A 22,632-nucleotide genomic window follows, 5' to 3' on the forward strand; every position below is an offset into this window, starting at 1 on the left:
CTCATGATGTCCCTCTGGGATGCGCTCCGGATGAATATGATGATCTCATATCAGGAACTTGTTCGCACCTTCCTTAATTGTCGCCGCCGGGATCTGTATTGCTCTCGGGCAAATACTTGGCGGCACTAACGTCGGTGAAAAAACAGGAACCATTCCCTGGATGCTCAACCAGATTGGCGGCTGGGGGATGGGGTTAATCGTACCGCTGATTAGCGCGGCGATTGCGTACTCCATTGCTGACCGTCCGGGATTCGCGCCGGGTCTGATTGTCGGCTTCGTCTGCGGAGAAATTCATACCGGTTTTATCGGCGGGATGCTGGGCGGATTTCTGGTCGGTTATACCGTCCTACTGCTCAAGCGCTATATCCGTTTGCCGCAGTCGATGCAGGGGTTGATGCCCATCATGGTGCTGCCGGTACTGAGTACCGTTATCGGCGGCCTGTTGATGATGACGCTGATTGGCAAGCCGATTGCCTGGCTGCAGGACGCGTTGATTCATCTGCTGGAGTCTATGCAGGGCGGATCCCGCTTTCTGATGGGCGCTATCCTCGGTGCGATGGCGACATTCGACTTCGGTGGGCCGGTGAATAAAACCATGTCGTTGTTTGCTGACGGCATGCTGGTCAGCGGCGTGTACGGTCCGGAAGCGGTGAAGTTTGTCGGTTCGATGATCCCTCCATTTGGCATTACGCTCTCTTTCCTGTTGACGCGTCACAAGTACACCCGTGCGGAACGTGAGGCGCTGAAGGCCGCATTCCCGATGGGGATCTGCATGATTACCGAAGGGGTCATTCCGATTGCGGCACGCGACCTGCTGCGCGTGGTGGGCTCCTGCGTGGTGGCATCGGCGATTGCGGGTGGCCTGATTATGGTGTGGGGTGTCGAAAGCCCGGTACCGCACGGCGGCATGTTTGTGGTTCCGCTCTTTACGCATCCGCTGCTGTTTTGCCTGGCGCTGGGGATCGGTACGGTGATTTGCGGCGTCATGCTGTCGCTGTGGAAGAAACCGGTAACCGAGCGTGATGAAGAGTTTGACGAACTCAGCGATCAAAAGCTGAAAGACGAAGAAATCACCTTCACCCTGGAATAACCGGAGGCCTTATGTTTGCCGATATGAAAAGCATGGTGACCAAAGCCTGGCGCGAGCAGTACGCGCTGCTGGCCATCAACTGTATGAACCTGGAAAGCGCCCGCGCAGCGGTGCGAGTGGCGGAGAAACACCGTGCGCCCATCATTCTGAATTTGTATCAGGGGCATCTGGAGCATTTTCCGGCCCCGATAGCGGCAGCGGTGGTCAAAACGCTGGCAGAGGAAGCCTCGGTACCGGTCGCGCTGGCGCTGGATCATGGAAAGGATCCTGTACGCATTCGCCAGGTTTTTCGCGCCGGATTCAGCGGCTTAATGATCGACGCCTCCGCCTTTGCGCTGGAGGAGAACATTCGCCAGACCCGGGCGGTGGTTGAGCTTGCAACCAGCGTTTCTCTGTGCGTGGAAGGCGAGCTGGGTCATTTGGCCGATGCTCCGTGCTATGACCACGCCGCTAACGCTGATTTGATGACCCAGGCCGCCGACGTGGAACCCTTCATCCAACAGACCGGGATCGATTTGCTGGCGGTGTCGGTGGGTACAGCACACGGCATGTACGCGCCGGGTATCATACCTGCTATTGATTTCCTGCGGCTGGAGGAAATAGCCCGGTTATCAACGGTGCCGCTGGCGCTGCATGGCGGCAGCGGAACGCCGTTTGACCAGCTACAGCGCTGCCCGACGTTTGGTGTCGCCAAGATAAACGTTGGTGCGGCGGTTTTCGAAGCCGGAAAGGCTGCGCTACTGCATACCCTGTGTCGCGACACATCCGGTGAACTCGTTGATGCCCTGGCCCTGATGGAACAGGCCTGCGAGGAAGCCATTATTCCGTACCTGCAGGCCAGCGGCGCTATCGGCAAAGCCTGATTCATTTTCTGTAACGCCTTCTATGCCTCTGCGATGACGCACTGGCAGGGCTTTCTACACCCTGAAACTGGAGAATTAACATGTTAGTTTCGATGAAAGAATTACTGCAACCTACCCGTCAGCACGGTTTTGCCATCGGCGCATTCAACGTGGCGGACAGCTGCTTTGTACGCGCAGTAGTGGAAGAAGCGGAAGCGACCAACACCCCGGCGATTATCTCCATTCACCCCAGCGAACATGATTTTGTCGGCGATGCGTTTTTTAGCTACGTCCGTGATATCACCATGCGTAGCCCGGTTCCCTTTACTCTGCATCTGGACCACGGCGCTTCGGTTGAGCATGTCTTGCGGGCGATTCAGTGTGGGTTTACCTCGGTGATGATTGATGGCTCGCTGCTGCCATATGAAGAGAACGTGGCGCTGACCCGCGAAGTGGTCAAACTGGCGCATGCGGTAGGTGTTTCGGTGGAAGGGGAGTTGGGAACGATTGGCCAGACCGGGACGTCAGTGGAAGGCGGCGTGTCGAAGGTTACTTATACCGATCCTGCTCAGGCAGAGGATTTTATCGCCCGAACCGGTGCAGACACGCTGGCGGTGGCGATTGGAACCGCGCACGGGATCTACCCGAAAGGGATGCAGCCAGAGCTGCAAATGAACATCCTGCGCGATATCGCCGGACGTGTGGATATTCCGCTGGTGCTGCACGGCGGTTCCGCGAACCCGGATGCGGAAATTGCCGAATCCGTGACGTTGGGCGTTGGCAAAATCAACATTTCCAGCGATATGAAATACGCTTACTTCCAGAAAGTCCGCGAAATTCTGGCGAAAGAAACCTGGTGGGACCCGAACGTAATCTATCCGGAAGCCATTAGCGCCGCGCGGGACGTTATCCGCCACAAAATGAAACTGTTCGGTTCAACCGGCAAAGCATCACTTTACTAACGGCATGCAGGCGGGGCGACCCGCCTCTTTCGCAACAAGGAAAAGTGGAATGAAGCGTTCACACATTAATTATGCCGTCGATAAAGCGCATGCCATCGCTGAGACTTTTCGGGTCTGTCTGCCTGATTTTGCGTATTTTACGGTCGATGCCTGGCGGCAACAGGATCAAACTCTGTGGCGTGAAGTGCGCGATCTCCAGTTGGGCTGGGATATTACCGACTTCGGGCACGGAGATTTTGCGCAAACGGGGCTGACGTTACTAACGTTGCGCAATGGTTTGATGGGGTCAGCGGACTACCCCAAACCGTACGCCGAAAAGATGTTGCAAATTCAGCAGGATCAGCAAACGCCATGGCATTTTCATCGCCATAAAATGGAAGATATCGTTAATCGCGGCGGCGGTGATTTGTGTATGCAACTGGCGTGGGCCACGCCTGATGATGAGTATGACGCCCGACGCGTTGTTGAGGTTAGCGTGGATGGTCAGCGGCGTACAGTTAACGCTGGCGAGACGCTGGTATTGAAACCGGGACAAGGAGTGTGCCTGCCACCGCGCTTGTATCATCGCTTTTGGGCGGAGAAGGCGTTTGTGCTGGGCTGGGAAATCTCGATGGTCAATGACGACCAGCATGACAACCACTTTTTGGAACCTGGCGGTCGCTTCCCGTTGATTGAAGAAGACGAGCCGGTGAAGTGGCTGTTGTGCAGTGAATATATTCGTTTATGAGCGTGAGTAGGCCCGGTAAGCGAAGCGCCACCGGGCAATAAATCATTGCGCAGGTGGTGGTGCAGTGACTTCACTCCCCGAAACCACGCCCGCCTGCATAGTTTGCGTTACCTGCTGTTTCTCCACGTTCACAGCATGCAGCTGACCGTTGACCGTTGGCTTGAGCGGCACATCGGCCTGAATATTGCCGCTGGCGGTAAGCTGGATGTTGCCATCGCCGGAAAGCGGCAGTGCGGGCCAGCCCCACTGCTGCAGGATCGTCATTGGCACGCCGCGCCCGTTCAGGCTGACCTGCGTCTGGCGTTGAGGTAGCTGCGAAATGCTGGCAGTGGCCTCCAGAAGTCCTTTTTCCGTATAGGCGCTCAGTTCGCTGATATTGATGGTGCTGCTGTTTGCCGTCAGCGCCAGCGAAGGGCGACGCACGTCGGTACGGTTAAAGGTAGCGGCAGCGGCGTTGAGGGTGGTGCTACCGCTCCAGATCCCCCACTGATTGTTCTGTACCAGCCCGAGGTTAGCACCGTAGCCGTCCAGCGCGGTGAGCTGCCACGGGAAATTGGGGTCGATATCTATCACCAGATTACGGCTGGCACTAAATTTCTTCAGCGTCAGGCTGTTTAACCACGCTGGCAGGGGGTTCATCCACAGCTGCTTCCAGTTTTCCGGCAGCGTGTATTCCAGACCAGCAATAGCGGCATCGTCAAGGACCAGTGCTTTGTTGCTGCGCATCCAGTTTCCGGATGTTCTGACCATACCGCCTTCCCAGCGGGTGGTGAACTGGCGCAGCGCAATGCCCTGAGGTGAGAACTCGGCGTTCAGAATCGGATCGAAGAAGTGCAGAGAGCCGTAAATAAACTCGCTGGCGTTCATCGACAATTTTCCTTCCTGAGTTTGCCAGTCGTCCTTGCTGAAGGTCATGTTGCGCAAGCTCAGATCGAGATCCGTCACCGCCCAGTCGGGGCCTTGCAGACGGGCATCCGTCACTTCCAGACGACCAATTTGCAGGGAAGGAATAGTGCTTAACGGGGCAAAAAAGTCGGCCAGCGATTTGTCGCTTTGCAGCCGGATATCGTTCAGGCGCAGATTCTCCACAACCCAGCTCCCGTCTGCATTGCGTTGCGCTACGCCGGTTAATGCCCCACGCGCCACGTCAGCGCCAATATTGCTTAGCGTCACCCGGTCATGGTCGATGCTGCCTTCAATCAAGACGTTGGTAGTTGGAACATCGTTGAGCGTCAACGAACTGGCGCTGAGCTGAATTTGCGCTTTGCTTCCGAGAATTTTACCTGCCTCAGGGCTCCAGGGAATGACGCCGCCGTTAACGCGCTGGGCGCTGAGGTTCCACTCGCTGCCGGGGCTGTTAAGCGCCATATCCTGCAATTGCAGGCGATCGGCCTGGAACGGCAACGGCGCTGTTTGCTGGGAAAGATTCAGCGTGCCGTTTTGCAACAAAATGGTGTCTACGTGCAGCGGGTCGGTGATTTGGCGGCTACTCAGCCCAATATCGACCGTTTTAGCGACCAGCGTTGCGGGCTGACCATCCCGGCCAAAGGTGACGTTTTCCAGCAGAATATGGGAAGGGGAAGAAAACCGGTGATCGATGGCATCAAACGCCAGATGGTAGCTGCTGTTCTCCGAAACCCAGGCGCTGACGTGCTCTGCCCCCCAGCGGGTTTGCAGTAGAAAATAAAGGCCGAGAATCGCCACTGCAAGGGCGATAAGCACGTAAAGAAGCAGCTTTCCAATAAATTTCATGGTCTTCCATCCCGCGAAGTGCACATAGTCAAGTTATGCACGATTTAGGCGCAATGCTCAAGGCGGGAATGGTGAAAGAGCGTTACAGCGGCGTTGATTCAGAACCAACGCCGCATTTTGCTTATTGCTTTTCTGGCGGGAATACCAGATTCAGAACGATTGCGGTAATACCGCCAGCGGCGATACCGGAAGAGAGCAGGTTTTTCACCCAATCCGGGGCGAACTGGAGAATCAGCGGCTGCTGGGAAACACCCAGACCAACTGCCAGCGACAGCGCGATAATCAGAATCGCGCGGCGGTTCAGCGGCTCGCGGGACACGATACGCACACCGGATGCTGCAATAGTACCGAACATTACCAGCGTTGCGCCGCCCAGTACCGGCTCAGGAATATGCTGTACAAAACCGCTGACTGCCGGGAACAGGCCCAGCGCGATCAGCATCAGCGCCACCACAAAACCAACGTAGCGGCTGGCGACGCCCGTTAACTGAATAACCCCGTTGTTCTGGCCAAAACAGGAGTTCGGGAAGGTGTTGAACACGGCGGAAACAAACGAGTTCAGACCGTTCGCCAGCACGCCGCCTTTCAGGCGCTTCATATACAGCGGACCAGAAACCGGCTGCTCGGAGACATCAGAGGTGGCCGTAATATCGCCGATGGTTTCCAGTGAAGTGATCATAAAGACCAGCATCAGCGGCAGCAGTAAACTCCAGTCGATGCCCAGGCCATAATACAGCGGCGTTGGCACCATCAGCAGGTCCTGACTTACCGGTGCGGTATTTTGCGGCAGCATGTCCATAAACCAGGCCAGCAGATAGCCTGCCGCCATCGCAATCACCAATGACGCAACGCGCAGGTAAGGGTTGCGTTGACGGTTAAGCAGGATGATTAGCGCCAGCACCACGCCTGCCAACAGTAAATTCTTCGGCGCACCAAAGGTGTTGTCGCTCATTGCGGCATAGCCACCGCCAATCGATGTCAGACCCACCTGAATCAACGACAGGCCGATAATCATCACTACCACCCCTGAGACCAGCGGAGTAATAATACGACGCGCCAGGTGCAGGACACGCGAGATAACCATCTCGGTGCAGCTTGCCAGCATCAGTGTACCGAACAGCGCCGCCATCATGGTTGGGACATCTGCGCCACCGGTTTTTAGCGCCGTACCGCCCATAATCAGTGGCGCAACAAAGTTAAAGCTGGTGCCCTGAATGGATAGCAGCCCTGAGCCTACTGGTCCCCAGGCTTTGATCTGAATGATAGAAGCTACGCCGGAGGCGAACAGCGACATACTGATAATGTGTTGAGTATCCTGAGCCGGTAAACCAAGCGCCTGGCAAATTAACAGAGCAGGGGTGATCACCGCGACGAACATGGCCAGCAGATGCTGACAGGCGGCAAAAAGGGTCTGGGCTAACGGGGGGCGATCTTCAAGACGGTAAATCAGTTCACTGTTGTGAGTCTGCGCAACCGGTTGCGCATTTGTTGACTCTACGGCGTTAACGGACATCAGAGGCAATCCCATGGTGGAAAAGCGGTGATTTTATCTGACCAGGGCAGAAAAGCAAACGTTTGCTAGCAGGTATTCTTAATATTTAAAACGGATAAACAAACATTTTTATATAACTTTTCATCATTTTCTGCTTAAAATCCACTCCGAAAACTCAATAAGAGCTAAAAATCGGTCTGGAATGCATCGTGCGTGATTGTGCTAAACGCACTAATGGAGCTGTAAATGTTTTATCTCGATACGTTATCAACGCTGGTTGCGGCAACCCTTGTGTTGCTGCTGGGACGTAAGCTCGTCCAGTCTGTTTCCTTCCTGAAAAAATACACCATTCCCGAACCCGTTGCAGGTGGATTGCTGGTGGCGATTGCGCTGCTGGTGCTGAAAAAAAGCATGGGTTGGGAAGTGGACTTCGATATGACCCTGCGCGATCCGCTGATGCTGGCCTTTTTCGCCACTATCGGCCTGAACGCCAATATCGCCAGTCTGCGTGCTGGTGGCCGCGTGGTGGGTATCTTTCTGATTGTGGTTGTTGGCTTGTTGCTGATGCAAAACGCCATCGGTATTGGTATGGCGACCCTACTGGGTCTGGACCCGCTGATGGGGCTGATCGCTGGCTCGATCACCCTCTCTGGTGGACACGGAACCGGGGCCGCGTGGAGCAAGCTGTTTATTGAACGTTATGGCTTCACCAATGCGACTGAAGTGGCGATGGCTTGCGCAACGTTTGGTCTGGTGTTGGGCGGACTGATTGGCGGCCCGGTGGCACGCTATCTGGTCAAACACTCCACCACGCCAGACGGTATGCCGGACGATCAGGCCGTGCCGACCGCATTTGAAAAGCCGGACGTTGGGCGCATGATCACCTCGCTGGTGCTGATTGAAACCATTGCTCTGATCGCTATCTGTCTGACGGTGGGTAAAATCGTTGCGCAAATGCTGGTTGGAACAGTGCTGGAATTGCCGACCTTCGTCTGCGTGTTGTTTGTTGGGGTGATCCTCAGTAACGGTCTGGCGCTACTGGGTTTTTATCGGGTGTTCGAACGTGCAGTTTCGGTGCTGGGTAACGTAAGTCTGTCGCTGTTCCTGGCGATGGCGTTGATGAGCCTGAAGTTGTGGGAACTGGCTTCACTGGCCTTGCCGATGCTGGCAATCCTGGTTGTGCAGACTATTTTCATGGCGCTGTACGCGATATTCGTCACCTGGCGCATGATGGGTAAGAACTACGATGCCGCCGTGCTGGCAGCCGGACACTGTGGTTTTGGCCTCGGCGCGACGCCGACGGCGATTGCCAACATGCAGGCGATTACCGAACGTTTTGGACCATCCCATATGGCGTTTCTGGTGGTGCCGATGGTGGGGGCGTTCTTTATCGATATCGTCAACGCGCTGGTGATTAAGCTGTATCTGCTGTTACCGATTTTCGCGCAATAACGGCTGTGCGGCGGGGTAACATCCGCCGCAGCTATGAATTAACTACGCGTTGGAGTAGCGTTCGGTTTCCGGCATCCAGCGCTCTATCAGTGCCAAGGCCTGTTGCGGATAACGTTCGTGAATATGGCGGGCAATGCGCTGAACTTCCGGGATAATCGCCTGATCGCGCAGTAAATCTGCGACCTTGAATTCTGCCGTTCCGGTCTGGCGAGTACCTAACAGCTCGCCGGGGCCGCGAATCTCTAAATCTTTTTGCGCAATCACGAATCCATCGTTGCTGTCTCGCAGAACCTGCAGGCGTTTCTGCGCGGTTTTAGACAGCGGTGATTTGTAGAGCAGGACACAGTGGGAGGCCACCGCGCCACGGCCTACGCGACCACGCAACTGGTGCAACTGGGCCAGACCTAAGCGTTCCGGGTTTTCAATAATCATCAGGCTGGCATTGGGTACGTCCACGCCCACTTCAATCACCGTGGTGGCAACCAGCAGATGCAGTTCACCCTGCTTAAAGGCCGCCATTACTGACTGCTTCTCAGCGGGCTTCATGCGCCCGTGTACCAGGCCAATATTGAGTTCTGGCAGCGCCAGTTTAAGCTCTTCCCACGTCGCTTCTGCCGCCTGAGCTTCCAACAAGTCAGACTCTTCAATCAGCGTACAGACCCAGTATGCTTGACGTCCTTCGTGGGTACAGGCGTTGCGCACGCGATCAATAATATCGCTGCGGCGGGTATCCGGAATGGCGACTGTGGTGACCGGCGTACGCCCCGGAGGGAGTTCATCGATAACCGATGTGTCGAGGTCAGCATAGGCTGTCATCGCCAGGGTGCGCGGAATCGGCGTGGCGGTCATGATTAGCTGGTGTGGATGGAAACCCTGCTGCTGACCTTTCTCCCACAGTGCCAGACGCTGATGTACGCCGAAGCGGTGCTGTTCGTCGATGATAACCAGCGCCAGCCCGTTGAACTGCACCTGTTCCTGGAAAATCGCGTGCGTGCCGACAATCATCTGCACCTGACCGCTGGCGATAGCTTCCTGTTGCGCCAGACGCGCTTTACCTTTCTGCTTGCCCGCCAGCCAGCCCACTTCAACGCCCAGCGGCGCGAACCAGTTGCGGAAGTTATTTGCATGCTGTTCAGCCAATAATTCGGTAGGAGCCATTAGCGCAACCTGTTTACCATGTGCGATAGCCCGCAGCGCAGCCAGCGCGGCAACCAGCGTTTTACCGGAGCCGACATCACCCTGCACCAGGCGCATCATCGGCACATCCAGCGCCATATCGCGTTCAATCTCAGCGGTAACGCGGGCCTGCGCGCCAGTAGGTTTGAACGGCAATGCTGCCAGCAGCTTATCTTTTAGCGCGTTGTTAGCACTTAACGGCTGGGCGTGAAAACGCTGTGCCCCGGCGCGTAGCGCCAGCATGCTGAGGTTATGCGCCAGCAGTTCTTCGAGAATCAGACGTCGCTGCGCCGGATGTTGTCCGGTTTCCAGATCGCTGAGTTGCAGCGACGGTGGGGGGCGGTGCAATGTGCGCAGTGCTTCGGGTAGGCTCATCATGCCCTGTAACAGCTCTGGCGGCAGCAGTTCGGCAATGGCGCAGGTATCGAGCAGATCCAGTGCCTGATCGGTCAGCTTGCGCAGCGTGGCCTGCTTCACACCTTCGGTGGTTGGATACACTGGTGTGAGTGTTTCCTGCAATTCTGGCGTGCTGAGATCGCCTTGTACGCGGTATTCCGGGTGAATCATCTCTGCGCCGTATTTCCCGCGTTTGGCTTCGCCGTAGGCCAGAACCCTACGCCCGGTAGCAAGGCTGTTTTTCATCGCTGCACTGAAGTTGAAAAAGCGCATGGTGAGAATCCCCGAGCCATCGCTGATTTGACAGGTCATCATCCGGCGGCCGCCGAAGGTGATATTGCAGTTCAGCACTTCGCCTTCAACGGTGGCATAGACACCCGGCAGCAGTTCGCCAATTGGGTACAGATGGGTACGGTCTTCGTAACGCAGAGGAAGGTGGAGCAGGAGGTCCTGCACGGTGTGCAGGCCAATTTTCGCCAGTTTACTGCTTTGCGCTGCGCCAACGCCGGTCAGAGAGTTGAGTGGGATGGCATCCAGTAAACGGCCTTTCATCGCGTTTATCTCGCAGATTGCATAGTGGCCCACCACGTTGCATCGGCTTCAATTTCGCCCTGCGTGTTTACGTGAGGGTAGGGAAGACCTTTGCGCTTAGCGACATTCGCCAGCACCGGATAACCGCCTTCAAACAGTAAGCGCTGTTGCTCATCTTGTGGCAGCATGCTGTTTTCTCGGCGGTACATCCCTGCGTTTTGCCGCTGGCGCTGTGCTTCGTACAGAATCAGCGCAGAGGCGACAGAAACGTTCAGCGACTGCACCATGCCAGTCATGGGAATGATGATGTCCTGATCAGCCAGATCCAACGCTTCCTGAGTGATGCCGGTTTTCTCCTGGCCCATCAGGATGCAGGTAGGGTGCGTGTAATCAATCTCGCGAAAATCCACGGCTTTATCTGACAGATGGGTTGCCAGGACCTGCATGCCCCGGCTTTTTAAATGTGTGACCGCATCGCCAATAGTCGGGTGGGTCTTGACTTGCACCCAACTGTTACTGCCTGCGGCAGAAGAGAGCATAGTGCGCATGCGGCTACCCGGCCAGACGGCGTGGACTTCATGCACGCCGACCGCATCTGCAGTACGAATAATCGCAGAAACGTTATGAGGTTTGTGAACCTGCTCCATGCAGACGGTCAGATCGGGCTGACGACGTGCGAGCATCTCGCGGATACGTGCATAGCGCTGTTCATTCATAAGACTAGTTTCGGTTACGGGTGACTTTTATCACGTCCGGCATGACGCGGATTTTGCGCATGATATTCGCCAGGTGCACACGATCGCGAGCGGTCAGGCGAATAAAGGCGCTATAAACGCGGCCATCTTTCTCTTCCGTATTCAGACTTTGAATATTGGAGGTGGTCGTGTTGATTGCCGCCGTCAGGTTCGCCAGAGCACCCTGGTGGTTAAACATATCCACCTTAATCTCGGTGATGAATTCCTGCTCCGTCTCTTTATCCCATTCCACCGCCATAAACTTCTCTGGCTCTTTCTGGTAGCCACGAATATTACGGCAGGACTCATGGTGGATCACCAGACCTTTACCCGGACTGACGTGGGCAATGATTGGATCGCCTGGAATTGGACGACAGCATTTCGCGAAGGTGATCAGTACGCCGTCAGCGCCTTTGATCGGCAGATGACCATGGCCGGATTGTGCTGGTACGTTCGCTGTTGCTTCGCCCTGCTGGAGGTTTTTCGCTACCACCACGCTCATGGCGTTACCCAGACCGATTTCTGCGAGCAGATCGTCAAGCGTGGCGAGCTTCATGCGCTCAAGCTCACGCTGAATGCTCTCTGGCGGGATCTCAGCCAGTTTACGGCTACCGCCCAGGGCATGGTTGAGCAGTCGACGCCCCAGACTGACGGAATCATCGCGCTTGAGGTTTTTCAACAGTTGGCGAATCTTGGCGCGCGCTTTCGAACTGACGACGAAGTTTAGCCACGCGGCATTCGGACGTGCGCCCGGCGCGGTAATAATCTCAACTGTCTGACCGCTAAAGAGCGGTTGTGAAAGCGGGTAAGGCTGTCTGTCTACACGTGCGCCGACGCAGGCGTGACCGATATCGGTATGCACAGCGTAGGCGAAGTCGACAGGTGTTGCACCGGCAGGCAGTTCGACAATGCGTCCTTCCGGTGTGAAAACATAAATCTCATCCGGGAAGAGATCAGATTTGACGCTTTCAATAAATTCAAACGAGCTACCGGCGCTCTGCTGCAGTTCCAGCAAGCTTTGCATCCAGCGCTGAGCGCGGATTTGCGCAGTGGTGCTGCTTTCGCCGCCGTGCTCTTTGTAAGCCCAGTGCGCTGCGACACCCATCTCTGCCATCTGGTCCATGTCTTCAGTACGAATCTGTACTTCAACCGGGACGCCATGAGGGCCGATCATTGAGGTGTGCAAAGACTGATATCCGTTCGCTTTCGGAATGGCGATATAGTCTTTCACGCGACCAGGGCGTGGTTTGTACAGGCTGTGCATCTGGCCGAGTACGCGATAGCAGGTATCGGAATCATGAACGATGACGCGAAATGCGTAGATATCCATGATGGAGTGAAAACGCTGCTCTTTGAGCACCATTTTGCAGTAAATAGAGTACAGGTGCTTCTCACGCCCGCTTACGCGACACGGAATACCTGCCTCCTGCAAACGCCCTTCGATTTCCGAGAGGATTTTTTGGATCATCTCTTTGCGGTTGCCGCGAGCGGCTTTAACCACTTCTTTAATCACGCGATAGCGGTTTGGGTACAGCGCTTCAAAACCCAGCTCTTCCAGCTCGGTTTTAATGTGATGAATACCTAAACGGTGTGCCAGCGGACTATAGATTTCGAGGGTTTCGCGGGCGATGCGGCGACGCTTGTCCGGGCGTAATGAGCCCAGCGTGCGCATGTTGTGGGTGCGGTCGGCAAGTTTGATGAGAATGACGCGGATATCCTGCACCATCGCCATAATCATCTTGCGAAAGTTTTCAGCTTGCGCCTCTTTCTTATCGCGAAACTTAAGCTTATCAAGCTTCGATACCCCTTCTACCAGCTCTGCAACGCTTTTACCAAAAAGCTGTTCCATGTCCTGATAGGTGGCTGGGGTATCTTCAATCACGTCATGCAGCAGCGCAGCCATCAGCGTTTCGTAGTCGAGTTTCATCTCGGCCAGAATGCAGGCTACCGCTACCGGGTGCGTGATATAGGGTTCACCGCTTGAACGTGTCTGGCCCTCGTGAGCGTCACGTGCAACGAGATACGCCTGCCGAAGACGCTTAATCTGGTCTTCCGGCAGGTAGTTTTGAATCAGTTGATTCAGGCTTTCAAACAGATACAAGGGCGACCCGCTTTGTGATTAACGACGACCTTCAGCAATAGCGGTAACGGCTTGTAATTCAGCGGCTTCCTGCTCTTGCTGTTCCTGGCGCTCACGCACGTCGAGGATCTGGTTGTTGATCAGACCTTCTTCGATTTCGCGCAGCGCGATAACGGTAGTTTTATCGTTTTCTTCCGGTACGAGCGGATCCTTTCCGCCTACCTGCATCTGACGAGCGCGACGCGCGGCGACCAGTACCAGGTCAAAACGGTTACCAATTTTCTCTACAGCGTCCTGAACAGTTACGCGTGCCATACTTAAAATGCTCCACAGGTGAAGAAATGACTGGGCATGATACTGAATGTGGGTTCAGTCTGCCAACAGTTTGCTGATTAAAGCGTCATGACGCTGCTTTTGGCGGCTCATGCGCAGACGTTCGGCGCGAATGATGGTTTTCAAATCGCCCAGGGCGGTGTCGAAATCATCATTCACAATAAGATAATCATATTCGGCGTAATGGCTCATTTCTGCAACAGCTTGCGCCATACGTTTCGCGATCACGTCTTCGCTATCCTGACCGCGGCCACGCAGGCGCCGGTCCAGCTCAATCTTAGACGGTGGCAAAATAAAAATACTGCGCGCATGCGGCATTTTTTCACGAATTTGCTGCGCACCTTGCCAGTCGATATCTAAAAAGACGTCTACGCCGGATGCTAATACTTGCTCAATGGTTTCACGCGAGGTGCCGTAGTAATTACCGAAAACCTCCGCGTGTTCCAGGAACGCGTCTCTACCAATCATGGTTCTGAATTCATCATGGTTCACAAAGAAATAGTGTTCACCGTGCACTTCCCCCGGGCGCGGTGCGCGCGTGGTGTGCGAAACAGAAACCTGGGTGTCATACAACGGTTGGGTCTTTAATAAAGCCTGAATCAGGCTGGATTTACCCGCGCCACTGGGGGCAGAAACAATATAAAGCGTGCCTTGAGCCATGAGTATCTTAATGTATGTGATTGTCGAAAGAGAGCCTACATACGGGCTTATTATACACGTAGCCGCTATGTGACGTAGCCCTTGTCACACTTTTTGCGCATGTTTATTGCGTTTTGCGTACCAGTTTCCTGTTTTATCGATGATTTGCAGCAATACATGTAAATGTCCGGAAAGCTGTTCGCAGGATGAATTTTTGCCGCTCTGTTTCTATTTCACTTCGCGCTATACCTGCCGGGAAACATATCGTTCAGCGGAGATAGCATGGGATTATGGAAATGCATAGGGCTGGTTTTGCTAATGGGGTATCTACCCGCATGGGCTGTATGCCCCGTCTGGTCGCCTGCCAGGGCAAACGAGGAAATTTCACGACTACAGCAGCAGATTACACAGTGGAATGACAGTTACTGGAAACAAGGGGAAAGTGCCGTAGACGACGGCGTTTATGACCAGCTCAATGCGCAACTAATTCAATGGCAGCGCTGTTTTGGCGATGAAGCCCCATCAGATCTTTCTGCGCCCCCAATAAGTGGCACCGTCTCGCATCCTGTTCCCCATACGGGCGTTCGAAAACTTGCTGATAAGCAAGCGCTACAGCAATGGATGCACGCTCGCAGCAATCTCTGGGTGCAACCGAAGGTGGATGGCGTGGCGGTGACGTTAGTCTATCGCAATGGCAATCTGGTACGGGCGATTAGCCGTGGTAATGGCCTGCAAGGCGAAGACTGGACGCAAAAGGTTCTGCAGATCCCTTCCGTACCACATTCCACCAGGGGGAAACTCGCTAACAGTACGTTGCAGGGTGAGATATTTTTGCAGCAAGAGGGGCATATTCAGAAGCAGAGCGGGGGAATGAATGCCCGCTCGAAGGTTGCTGGATTGATGATGCGCCAGGGCAATCCGGAAATGTTACGCTCGCTGGCAATTTTTATCTGGGCCTGGCCTGATGGTCCGGCGGTCATGTCTGAAAGACTGGAGCAGCTCACGGCTGCCGGGTTCAGTTACACGCAACGCTATACTCAGGCCGTGAAGAATGCGGATGACGTCGAAAAGTCGCGCATCAGGTGGTGGAGTTCAGCATTACCTTTTGTGACGGATGGTGTCGTGGTGCGAACGGCAAAAGAACCACGGGCACAGTATTGGCTACCCGGACAGGGTGACTGGCTGGCGGCGTGGAAACATCCTCCCGTGACGAGGGTATCTGAGGTAACGGGTATTCAGTTCTCCGTTGGTAAAAGCGGGAAAATTGCGGTGGTTGCATTGCTGACTCCCGTCATGCTGGATGATAAACGCGTACAGCGCGTCAATATTGGCTCCGTCCGACGCTGGAATGAATGGGATATCGCGCCTGGCGATCAGATTCTGGTGAGCCTGGCCGGACAAGGGATACCCCGTATAGACGGGGTGGTCTGGCGCAGCACTCAGCGTACTAAGCCAATACCCCCCGAGGGGCGCTTCAATTCATTAACCTGTTTTTATGCTACAGCGGAGTGCCAGGAACAGTTTGTTGCCAGACTGGTCTGGCTGGGCGGCAAAGAGGTGCTGGGGGTGGAGGGGATCGGCGAGGCGGGATGGCGAAAGCTCAACCAGGTGTATCGCTTTGAACATATCTTTTCCTGGTTTGGGTTAACTCAGGAACAGTTACAGTCCACACTTGGTGTAATCAAAGGGGAGAAGCTGTGGCATCAGTTCAACCTGTCGCGCGATCTCCCGTTCACGCGCTGGGTGATTGCTATGGGAATACCGTTAACACAGGCAACGCTAAATGCCAGCCGGGATAGTTCGTGGCAGCAGTTACAGGCGCGCAGTGAACAAAGCTGGCGGCACTTGCCTTTCATGGGGGAGCGGCGGGCACGCCAGGTGATGCAGTGGCTGGAGAATAGAGAAATCACTGCGCTGAGCAACTGGTTAGCTGCTCAGCGGATCGCGGGCTTTATGCCTTAATGGCCTTCATGGCGATAGTAAAATACCGGTAGCCCTAACTTCAGACGCAGCGCCAGCAGTCGGGCGGTAAAGCCGAAGAGCAGGGTAGAGATAACCACTACATCGTGACTGGAGACATAATGTTGCAGCACGATGTACAACACAGCAGCGGCGAATGATACGCCAGCATACAGCTCTTTCTGGAACACTAACGGGATGCGTTTGCAGAACATGTCGCGTAATACGCCACCGAAGACGCCGGTCGTGACCGCAGCGACCACGGCGATAATCGGTCCATGGCCCATATCCAGTGCCACCTGAGCACCGATAATAGAAAAGACCACAAGGCCCAGCGCATCCAGTACGAGGAATATTTTGCGCAGATAGGGCATGACGGGAGCAATAATGGTGGTGAGTACCGCAGCGGTCGCCACGATAATGACGTATTCAGGGTGCTTTACCCAGCCAAGAGGATAGTGGCCGAGAAGAATATCGCGTACCGATCCGCCGCCAATGGCCGTCGCGGTGGCAATGATGATGACGCCAAATGTATCCATACGACGACGCCCAGCAGCAAGCGCACCGGTCATGGCTTCGGCAGTAATACCAATTAAATATAAAACGTGTAACAGCATGTATTCCCCCTGATTTGCTGGGGGCTAAGGTTAGCGATTTGTGCGCATTGTCACGATTGAGATTTTCTAAGGTGAAGTGATTTTAATAACTACAGCTAATGCGACTGTGCTGAAAATACGTGGTGATATGCGCTTTGTGTTATGGGTAGTGATAATGAATGATGAGAAAATATAATTCGGACTGAATGGGGAGAGTACTAAAGCGGCGGGAAAAACACGTAGCCTCGCCATTTATTGGCGGGCTACGTTGAATGACTACTTATTCGATGTTGAATCTGAATATTGAGTAATGGTGTTTATTTGTTGATTTTATTGAGTTTTCTATACTCCATATTTTCAGTATGTACACTCTTATGTACACTCTTATGTACACTCTTATGTACACAGAAAACAGACGCTATACTGAAAATGCCGCTTAATTGAGCAACGCAGCGTGACCACTGCATCCAGACTGTATGTTTATCGAACAGCTCTATCTCGTACTCTGCAATGAGTCTATCGACTTTGCGAGGCAAGCGTGAGCATTGCATAGCATCCATCATGTAGCGCTTCATTTCAGCGATGCTGGGAGCGTTTGGGAGCGCGTAAAGATACCGTCTGTCCAATAGCTCATCCCCTAAATCTTTCGAATAGACCCGGAGCCGCTCGAAAGGATTTCTCATCTCTAAAATATGGGCCAGCATCAACACATTACCGTTTTTGCTTGTGGGTGTTGCATTTGGCCTGTACCTCGCTTCAATACGCAGGAATTGCTGATACTCATCAAAATTGATGTTAATGAATTTGGCTCTTTCCTGAAATACCAGTTTTCTACCGCTGTTAGCGTCTATTTTTCCGTAGCAAAGAAAATGTAAAAGAGAGCGATAACTACCTATCCTGATACCCGGCAAACCATCTTCTTTATTAAAATATGCTGTCTTTCCTGAACGTTCCAAACCCCATATGTAATCATCTAACTTGCAGTTGTAGACATCGAGAGCGACATCAATTTGCGTAATCCAGGCTCGCGCCAGCAGTTGATAACATATTTCTCCTAATTGGCGGTTTATCCACGATAATAAATGATCTATTTTTTGAGGCGTCATATGTTGTGGACGAAAATCTAAACGTATTCCGCCTGTGTTACGATTTATGGGGGAGTAATCAATACGCAACAATACTGGTGAGTTTTTCTTCTTTCCCCTGATCAGTAATGCCTTACGGTAAGGTTTTTCCTCATTGGTTCGGATATATTGAACACGATATTTTTTGGATTTAGCATGATTCATACTTTCCAGACTGACATATGTTTCGTTCATTTCTGCGTCATTATCAAATCGACTTACAACACAGAGTTTATCAGTTCTCATTTTTAACTGTTTATCTTTGGTAGTTTTGCCAACATCGAGTGAATAACAAAAATCTATATTGCGTTTGTTCAGTAACATTTGTATCCCTTACAGAAATAACTATTGATATGGGATAGTGAGTATTGAACCAGATAATCACTATCCATATAGATGTGCATATAACGTGCTATTAGAGCGATGAACTTTTCCGCTCAATTTTCCTTGTTTCTGATAACGGCACTTTCTGGCGGTTATCTATCCATTGCAGTATTTCTTCCTCTCTCCATGCGACTGAACGAGAAGCGGTGTTTGCATCCTCCAAACCGCCAGTCAGGCGAACAGGTTCAGGGAAATGGCCTGCTTTGATTTGGCGATAGAGCGTAGCCCGTGAGAAAGCGCAGTATTCAAGGACTGTTTTCAGTTTGATCAGACGTGAAGCATTCATCGTAAAAACCTGTTCGATTTACGCATCCAATTGATGCAAACCGCCTTTACAGATTTCCAAAATCGCTAAATTTTTGCGTTAAATGGAGTTGTCTGATCATCAGACTTCACTAAAAATCACTTAAAATGGCTCTTGATGCCTGAAAACATGGAAATCTGATGATCAGACTATGTTTGATTGTAAGTCTGATCATCAGACTGAAATCTTGACAGCTATCGTCTGAGGAGTAGTCTGATCATCAGATTTAGATATGAGGTATAAAGATTATGGCGAAAGTGGAAAAGCGTCTGAAAGGGGACGAACTGGCGGTCCGACGTCAGAAGAACATTGAGTATCAAAATATACGTAAAGAACGACTGGAAGAATTAGGGGAGCATAAAATCTCAATCAGGCTTAATAGCGCTGACTATGAGAAATTGGCTGATTTGTGTGAAAGTTTGGGGCATAGACGACCACAGCCTCAAATGCGCAACCTCATAGAAAACTATTCTTCGGCCTTAGTTTATTTGCTTCGTATAGAAAAGTTGAGGCAGTTATATGATCCCCAATCACAAGCGGCCAAAGAGCTATATCATTTGTATAAAGTTGTTGATCATCTTAAAAATGATAAAGGACTTTCTGATTCTCAAATAGCTGAAAATTTCAGAGAGAAAAAATCCGTACTCCTCTTTCGATATTTGTAGATAATGAAGGGACTAACTGGAAAAAGAGACATATTAAGCAATTGTTAAATGAAAAAACTCTTCTTAACCGGCTATCTATCTTAGATGAAGATGAATGAGTATGGTCTGTTTTGAAAATTATAGGCTAAAAAAGCCGTTGTTTATCATTATTGTTTGGTGTATTTATCAAGAAACATAATCAATATTCGTCTTTGCTCATGTGTCAGACGAGGCCATATATTATCCAGACGACTTTTCAAATCAGAATCTTTTACGGGTACGAAATCATGCTGCTTCTTGGCTTCAGTATCTAACGTCGAGAAGCAATCAATGAAAAACCAGCTAATAGGTGTATTAAGCTGGATGGCGATGTTCACAAGATGAGCTACGTTTATCTTGTTTGTTCCTCGTTCATAACGCGAAAGCTGTTGGTGGGATATATCAACAAGCTCCGCTAAGTGCTGGGCTGTCATTCCCAGCTCTTTACGACGCATTTGAATGCGTTGGCCTACCTGTTTGTCTGCACTATCTGAGGGTAACTGGGCCATATACTGCTCTTCACTTCCTTAAAATGTCTATAGATGGAAGTTTGTGGCCTTTTTTCTCTTGTATGAACATCATCAATGGAATATAAATGGGTTTTGCGCATCTATAGTCATTGTGGTGAAGGGAGGGGAGTAAGAGAGTGGATACCTCGTAATCTGACGCTTTTGCGGTAACCAAACTTCGTTTTGTTCCCTAAACTGAAAACGGGATCTTTTTGATATGTCTATAACAAACTCATAAATGAATATCTTGTTTGGCGTGGCTGATGAAAAAACAGGAAATATTGATTATTGAATCACGTAGCGATCAGGATATTTATGATGGCAGAGGTGAAGGAGAAACATTAAAGCGGATACTTCAATTACAGGGTGTTAATGCCAAGAGCATTGAGGTGATTAATGAAAAAACGCTTATTAAAGCCTTAAAGGTCGCCCATAGAGAAAACATAAAATATGTCCATATTAGTGCGCATGGATATGATAAAGGCTTTGCGCTAACAGATGACTCTATTATTACATGGCGTGATTTAGATCGACTGGCATGGCCGATATTAAGAGGGAAATGTATCTGTTTCTCAAGTTGCTCTGTTGGTAATGGCGCAGAAGAGTTATTCACTCTGCACAAATCATTCTGTAATGCGATTGTTGCCCCAACAAGAGATATTAGCTGGGGGGAAGGGTTGGTGGCATATTCCGCATTTTATCATCGAACACAATCACGCGAAAAGTCATCTGTCCAGAATGTAAAAGTCATGAATCATGTTGTCGGTGCGGGGACGTTTAGGCTTATCGAATCTCCCTATGTATCCCGTACTTATGCGATTGGCTGACTCATTATAAATTTACCAACGAGGCTGTCTCATGAAGAATATAATAAGTAAAAAAACGTTTTTGTTTTTATCCTTAATGGCATGTAGTACGGCAAGTTATGCCGCATCTTTTGATTGTTTAAAAGCTAATGCCAGTTATGAAAAAATAATCTGCTCTGATAATGTTCTGAATAGAATGGATGAAGCACTATCAAATAACTATCTTGCAGTTATGAACTCTAACCGCTCACAAAAAGTTAAAGATCTCCTTAAAAAAGATCAAATAGCATGGCTTAATAAAAGAAATGCTTGCAGTGAATATTCCTGCATCAGAAGTTTATACGAATGGCGTGTAGATGAAATTTGTGAACGGTATGGTTCTTCTTCGGAAAAATTAAGCTGCATATCTACTCAAGATATTAGTAGGCAGATTAATAAAGAGAGGGAGACATCCAGGCAGGAAGTTAATTCAAACAGACGTCCGAAAAATGAAGTTATACAAGAACTGGAAAATAAATATTCATCGGAAATTTCAAGATTAGGATTTTCTAAAACTCAGTTAGCATCACCTATATATGTTTACTTTGCGTCTAATTATTCGCGATATAGTACATTGCAGGAGTATTTATCCTTGATGCTTGATATGCCATCTATTAAGTCAATGAGTAAAATTGATAATGGCGGCTACTTTGGATTTAGAATAAAAGTAACAGGTAAGCCATCTACAGGTTTTTTATTTCATGAAGAGGATGGTGAATTGTATCTTAATGGATTAGTTGCAGGAGATGATTTCATAGAAGTTGTAACGACAGATCAGGCTAATCAACTTACTTCGACTTTCTATTATTATGCAGCTCTGGTATTAGATAAAAATAATGCCAAGTTATAGATTATGTGAAGTTTTTAATTAAACTAAGGATTTGAAATGAAAAAGACAATTTTGTTATTTATTCTGGCGTCAGGTTTATCTATGGCACATGCCGGTGAATACATTAAACGGAATGGCGCTTTATCTTTGTCACAGGGGAGTGGCGCTGTTGAATTTAATATTAACGCATCTCATGGGAATGCTTCCGGTGTTTGTAATATGGAGGGCATTGCTGAATCCGTAGGGGCGGGTGCAGGGCAGAGAAATCGCTGGGTCTACAGCGATTCATCGAGCGCATGTGTAGCGGTGATTAGTGAGTTGAAGGATGGTTCTGTTAATGTAATGACCCGTAGCTGCGAGAACTATTGCGGTGTTTCTGCTGTTGGTTCAATGGACGGAAAATACAAGAAAAAGTAATTTATATGGCAAGTGCTATGATTTGGTACTTGCCAATATTGGGTAATGACTCCAACTTACTGATAGTGTTTTATGTTCAGATAATGCCCGATGACTTTGTCATGCAGCTCCACCGATTTTGAGAACGACAGTGACTTCCTGCCCAGCCTTGCCAGATGCTGCCTCAGATTCAGGTTATGCCGCTCAATGCGCTGCGTATATCGCTTGCTGATAACGTGCAGTTCTCCCTTCAGGCGTGATTCATAAAGCGGCCAGCCATCCGTCATCCATACCACGACCTCAAAGGCCGACAGCAGGCCAAGAAGACGCTCCAGCGTGGCCAACGTGCGTTCACCGAATACGTGCGCCACAACCGTCCTCCGTATCCTGTCATACGCGTAAAACAACCAGCGCTGGCGTGATTTAGCGCCGACGTAACCCCACTGTTCGTCCATTTCCGCGCAAACAATGACGTCACTGCCCGGTTGTATGCGTGAGTTTACCGACTGCGGCCTGAGTTTTTTAAGTGTCGTAAAATCGTGTTGAGGCCAACGCCCATAATGGGGTCGGTTCCGGCTGAGGGCGAAATGACACCCTAAGCGTTAGCTCTGTGTCGTTGCACGATGTCAGCGACGGTATTCTTGCTGATACCGAGCTCGCGTGCGATCCAGCGATAGCTGCGTCCCTCGGCCCTCATCGCAACCACCTTAGGCAAAAGGGCACTGTTGCAAATAGTCGGTGGTGATAAACTTATCATCCCCTTTTGCTGATGGAGCTGCACATGAACCCATTCAAAG

21 protein-coding genes and 2 pseudogenes are annotated in these 22,632 nt (G+C 51.3%); 10 read left to right on the forward strand and 13 right to left on the reverse strand.

Annotated features, from left to right (window positions below):
• Window positions 1-73: 73 nt before the first annotated feature.
• The 4 genes and pseudogenes from OGX94_RS02800 to OGX94_RS02815 all read left to right on the forward strand — a co-directional run.
• A pseudogene (locus OGX94_RS02800) lies at window positions 74-1,090 on the forward strand (PTS fructose transporter subunit IIC); the annotation flags it as partial.
• Between the two features lie 11 nt (window positions 1,091-1,101).
• Window positions 1,102-1,953: a class II fructose-bisphosphate aldolase gene (locus tag OGX94_RS02805; RefSeq protein ID WP_063941166.1), complete on the forward strand. Its 852-nt coding sequence runs from the start codon at window positions 1,102-1,104 to the stop codon at window positions 1,951-1,953.
• Window positions 1,954-2,033: 80 nt separating this feature from the next.
• Window positions 2,034-2,894 (forward strand): ketose-bisphosphate aldolase, encoded by an 861-nt coding sequence (locus OGX94_RS02810; RefSeq protein WP_003827236.1) that lies wholly within the window; start codon window positions 2,034-2,036, stop codon window positions 2,892-2,894.
• Between the two features lie 49 nt (window positions 2,895-2,943).
• The gene (locus OGX94_RS02815) at window positions 2,944-3,621 is read left to right on the forward strand and encodes a D-lyxose/D-mannose family sugar isomerase (protein WP_003827238.1); all 678 of its coding nucleotides are present in this window, start codon (window positions 2,944-2,946) and stop codon (window positions 3,619-3,621) included.
• Window positions 3,622-3,663: 42 nt separating this feature from the next.
• On the opposite strand, the gene OGX94_RS02820 is transcribed toward OGX94_RS02815, so the two are convergent.
• Both OGX94_RS02820 and xanP read right to left on the reverse strand, forming a co-directional pair.
• Window positions 3,664-5,373: an AsmA family protein gene (locus tag OGX94_RS02820; protein WP_257662174.1), complete on the reverse strand. Its 1,710-nt coding sequence runs from the start codon at window positions 5,371-5,373 to the stop codon at window positions 3,664-3,666.
• Window positions 5,374-5,494: 121 nt separating this feature from the next.
• Window positions 5,495-6,886 carry a xanthine/proton symporter XanP gene (xanP, locus tag OGX94_RS02825; RefSeq protein ID WP_003024026.1) on the reverse strand — a complete coding sequence of 464 codons (1,392 nt, stop codon included), beginning with the start codon at window positions 6,884-6,886 and terminating at the stop codon, window positions 5,495-5,497.
• Between the two features lie 225 nt (window positions 6,887-7,111).
• On the opposite strand from xanP, the gene gltS reads away from it, so the two are divergent.
• The gene (gene gltS / locus OGX94_RS02830) at window positions 7,112-8,317 is read left to right on the forward strand and encodes a sodium/glutamate symporter (RefSeq protein WP_164562361.1); all 1,206 of its coding nucleotides are present in this window, start codon (window positions 7,112-7,114) and stop codon (window positions 8,315-8,317) included.
• Window positions 8,318-8,359: 42 nt separating this feature from the next.
• On the opposite strand, the gene recG is transcribed toward gltS, so the two are convergent.
• Genes recG through gmk form a run of 5 tightly spaced genes read right to left on the reverse strand, consistent with a single transcriptional unit; the run spans window position 8,360 to window position 14,227 of the window.
• Window positions 8,360-10,441, reverse strand: a complete 2,082-nt coding sequence (gene recG, locus OGX94_RS02835; RefSeq protein ID WP_003827244.1) for an ATP-dependent DNA helicase RecG — start codon at window positions 10,439-10,441, stop codon at window positions 8,360-8,362.
• A 5-nt stretch (window positions 10,442-10,446) separates the two neighbouring features.
• On the reverse strand, window positions 10,447-11,136 hold the full coding sequence (gene trmH, locus OGX94_RS02840; protein ID WP_063941164.1) for a tRNA (guanosine(18)-2'-O)-methyltransferase TrmH: 690 nt from the start codon (window positions 11,134-11,136) through the stop codon (window positions 10,447-10,449).
• A gap of 4 nt (window positions 11,137-11,140) precedes the next feature.
• Window positions 11,141-13,255, reverse strand: coding sequence for a bifunctional GTP diphosphokinase/guanosine-3',5'-bis pyrophosphate 3'-pyrophosphohydrolase (gene spoT, locus OGX94_RS02845; protein ID WP_003024038.1), 2,115 nt, complete (start codon window positions 13,253-13,255; stop codon window positions 11,141-11,143).
• A gap of 18 nt (window positions 13,256-13,273) precedes the next feature.
• Window positions 13,274-13,549 carry a DNA-directed RNA polymerase subunit omega gene (rpoZ, locus tag OGX94_RS02850; protein ID WP_000135058.1) on the reverse strand — a complete coding sequence of 92 codons (276 nt, stop codon included), beginning with the start codon at window positions 13,547-13,549 and terminating at the stop codon, window positions 13,274-13,276.
• A 54-nt stretch (window positions 13,550-13,603) separates the two neighbouring features.
• Window positions 13,604-14,227 carry a guanylate kinase gene (gene gmk, locus OGX94_RS02855; protein WP_003024042.1) on the reverse strand — a complete coding sequence of 208 codons (624 nt, stop codon included), beginning with the start codon at window positions 14,225-14,227 and terminating at the stop codon, window positions 13,604-13,606.
• Window positions 14,228-14,488: 261 nt separating this feature from the next.
• Here gmk and ligB point away from each other — a divergent pair, with 261 nt between their 5' ends.
• Complete coding sequence (gene ligB / locus OGX94_RS02860) at window positions 14,489-16,168, forward strand: NAD-dependent DNA ligase LigB (protein ID WP_257662175.1); 1,680 nt, start codon at window positions 14,489-14,491, stop codon at window positions 16,166-16,168.
• Here ligB and OGX94_RS02865 read toward each other — a convergent pair.
• The 3 genes from OGX94_RS02865 to OGX94_RS02875 form a co-directional block, all read right to left on the reverse strand.
• Window positions 16,165-16,782, reverse strand: coding sequence for a trimeric intracellular cation channel family protein (locus OGX94_RS02865; RefSeq protein ID WP_003024049.1), 618 nt, complete (start codon window positions 16,780-16,782; stop codon window positions 16,165-16,167). The two genes, ligB and OGX94_RS02865, sit on opposite strands and share 4 nt — an antisense overlap.
• Window positions 16,783-17,078: 296 nt before the next feature.
• Window positions 17,079-18,209 carry a hypothetical protein gene (locus OGX94_RS02870; RefSeq protein ID WP_286568651.1) on the reverse strand — a complete coding sequence of 377 codons (1,131 nt, stop codon included), beginning with the start codon at window positions 18,207-18,209 and terminating at the stop codon, window positions 17,079-17,081.
• A gap of 91 nt (window positions 18,210-18,300) precedes the next feature.
• Window positions 18,301-18,555, reverse strand: coding sequence for a helix-turn-helix transcriptional regulator (locus OGX94_RS02875; protein WP_023252385.1), 255 nt, complete (start codon window positions 18,553-18,555; stop codon window positions 18,301-18,303).
• A gap of 266 nt (window positions 18,556-18,821) precedes the next feature.
• Between OGX94_RS02875 and OGX94_RS02880 the strand changes: the two genes are divergently transcribed.
• Entirely contained in the window at window positions 18,822-19,238 is a 417-nt protein-coding gene (locus tag OGX94_RS02880; protein WP_286568653.1) for a hypothetical protein, read from the forward strand.
• 146 nt (window positions 19,239-19,384) lie between these two features.
• Here OGX94_RS02880 and OGX94_RS02885 read toward each other — a convergent pair whose 3' ends face one another.
• Complete coding sequence (locus OGX94_RS02885) at window positions 19,385-19,765, reverse strand: helix-turn-helix domain-containing protein (RefSeq protein ID WP_048275726.1); 381 nt, start codon at window positions 19,763-19,765, stop codon at window positions 19,385-19,387.
• Between the two features lie 263 nt (window positions 19,766-20,028).
• On the opposite strand from OGX94_RS02885, the gene OGX94_RS02890 reads away from it, so the two are divergent.
• The 3 genes from OGX94_RS02890 to OGX94_RS02900 are packed head-to-tail and all read left to right on the forward strand — an operon-like array spanning window position 20,029 to window position 21,856.
• Window positions 20,029-20,592: a hypothetical protein gene (locus OGX94_RS02890; protein ID WP_023252382.1), complete on the forward strand. Its 564-nt coding sequence runs from the start codon at window positions 20,029-20,031 to the stop codon at window positions 20,590-20,592.
• Between the two features lie 31 nt (window positions 20,593-20,623).
• Complete coding sequence (locus OGX94_RS02895; RefSeq protein WP_072067916.1) at window positions 20,624-21,460, forward strand: lysozyme inhibitor LprI family protein; 837 nt, start codon at window positions 20,624-20,626, stop codon at window positions 21,458-21,460.
• A gap of 36 nt (window positions 21,461-21,496) precedes the next feature.
• A complete protein-coding gene (locus OGX94_RS02900) occupies window positions 21,497-21,856 on the forward strand; it encodes a hypothetical protein (RefSeq protein WP_023252380.1) in 360 nt (119 codons plus the stop codon).
• A 56-nt stretch (window positions 21,857-21,912) separates the two neighbouring features.
• On the opposite strand, the pseudogene OGX94_RS02905 reads toward OGX94_RS02900, so the two are convergent.
• Window positions 21,913-22,406: pseudogene (locus OGX94_RS02905) on the reverse strand (IS1 family transposase); the annotation flags it as partial.
• 24 nt (window positions 22,407-22,430) lie between these two features.
• A partial coding sequence (locus OGX94_RS02910; RefSeq protein WP_286568661.1) for a helix-turn-helix domain-containing protein occupies window positions 22,431-22,632 on the reverse strand: 202 nt, incomplete at its 5' end.

This window comes from Citrobacter sp. Cpo037, from assembly GCF_030332945.1.
GTDB lineage: Bacteria > Pseudomonadota > Gammaproteobacteria > Enterobacterales > Enterobacteriaceae > Citrobacter > Citrobacter portucalensis.

What these genes read in the sequence shown, in the direction of transcription:
- OGX94_RS02805 (WP_063941166.1), top strand. Translation starts at nt 1,102, where the DNA reads ATGTTTGCCGATATGAAAAGCATGGTGACCAAAGCCTGGCGCGAGCAG.
- OGX94_RS02810 (WP_003827236.1), top strand. Translation starts at nt 2,034, where the DNA reads ATGTTAGTTTCGATGAAAGAATTACTGCAACCTACCCGTCAGCACGGT.
- OGX94_RS02815 (WP_003827238.1), top strand. Translation starts at nt 2,944, where the DNA reads ATGAAGCGTTCACACATTAATTATGCCGTCGATAAAGCGCATGCCATC.
- OGX94_RS02820 (WP_257662174.1), bottom strand. Translation starts at nt 5,373, where the DNA reads ATGAAATTTATTGGAAAGCTGCTTCTTTACGTGCTTATCGCCCTTGCA.
- xanP (WP_003024026.1), bottom strand. Translation starts at nt 6,886, where the DNA reads ATGTCCGTTAACGCCGTAGAGTCAACAAATGCGCAACCGGTTGCGCAG.
- gltS (WP_164562361.1), top strand. Translation starts at nt 7,112, where the DNA reads ATGTTTTATCTCGATACGTTATCAACGCTGGTTGCGGCAACCCTTGTG.
- recG (WP_003827244.1), bottom strand. Translation starts at nt 10,441, where the DNA reads ATGAAAGGCCGTTTACTGGATGCCATCCCACTCAACTCTCTGACCGGC.
- trmH (WP_063941164.1), bottom strand. Translation starts at nt 11,136, where the DNA reads ATGAATGAACAGCGCTATGCACGTATCCGCGAGATGCTCGCACGTCGT.
- rpoZ (WP_000135058.1), bottom strand. Translation starts at nt 13,549, where the DNA reads ATGGCACGCGTAACTGTTCAGGACGCTGTAGAGAAAATTGGTAACCGT.
- gmk (WP_003024042.1), bottom strand. Translation starts at nt 14,227, where the DNA reads ATGGCTCAAGGCACGCTTTATATTGTTTCTGCCCCCAGTGGCGCGGGT.
- ligB (WP_257662175.1), top strand. Translation starts at nt 14,489, where the DNA reads ATGGGATTATGGAAATGCATAGGGCTGGTTTTGCTAATGGGGTATCTA.
- OGX94_RS02865 (WP_003024049.1), bottom strand. Translation starts at nt 16,782, where the DNA reads ATGCTGTTACACGTTTTATATTTAATTGGTATTACTGCCGAAGCCATG.
- OGX94_RS02870 (WP_286568651.1), bottom strand. Translation starts at nt 18,209, where the DNA reads ATGTTACTGAACAAACGCAATATAGATTTTTGTTATTCACTCGATGTT.
- OGX94_RS02875 (WP_023252385.1), bottom strand. Translation starts at nt 18,555, where the DNA reads ATGAATGCTTCACGTCTGATCAAACTGAAAACAGTCCTTGAATACTGC.
- OGX94_RS02880 (WP_286568653.1), top strand. Translation starts at nt 18,822, where the DNA reads ATGGCGAAAGTGGAAAAGCGTCTGAAAGGGGACGAACTGGCGGTCCGA.
- OGX94_RS02885 (WP_048275726.1), bottom strand. Translation starts at nt 19,765, where the DNA reads ATGGCCCAGTTACCCTCAGATAGTGCAGACAAACAGGTAGGCCAACGC.
- OGX94_RS02890 (WP_023252382.1), top strand. Translation starts at nt 20,029, where the DNA reads ATGAAAAAACAGGAAATATTGATTATTGAATCACGTAGCGATCAGGAT.
- OGX94_RS02895 (WP_072067916.1), top strand. Translation starts at nt 20,624, where the DNA reads ATGAAGAATATAATAAGTAAAAAAACGTTTTTGTTTTTATCCTTAATG.
- OGX94_RS02900 (WP_023252380.1), top strand. Translation starts at nt 21,497, where the DNA reads ATGAAAAAGACAATTTTGTTATTTATTCTGGCGTCAGGTTTATCTATG.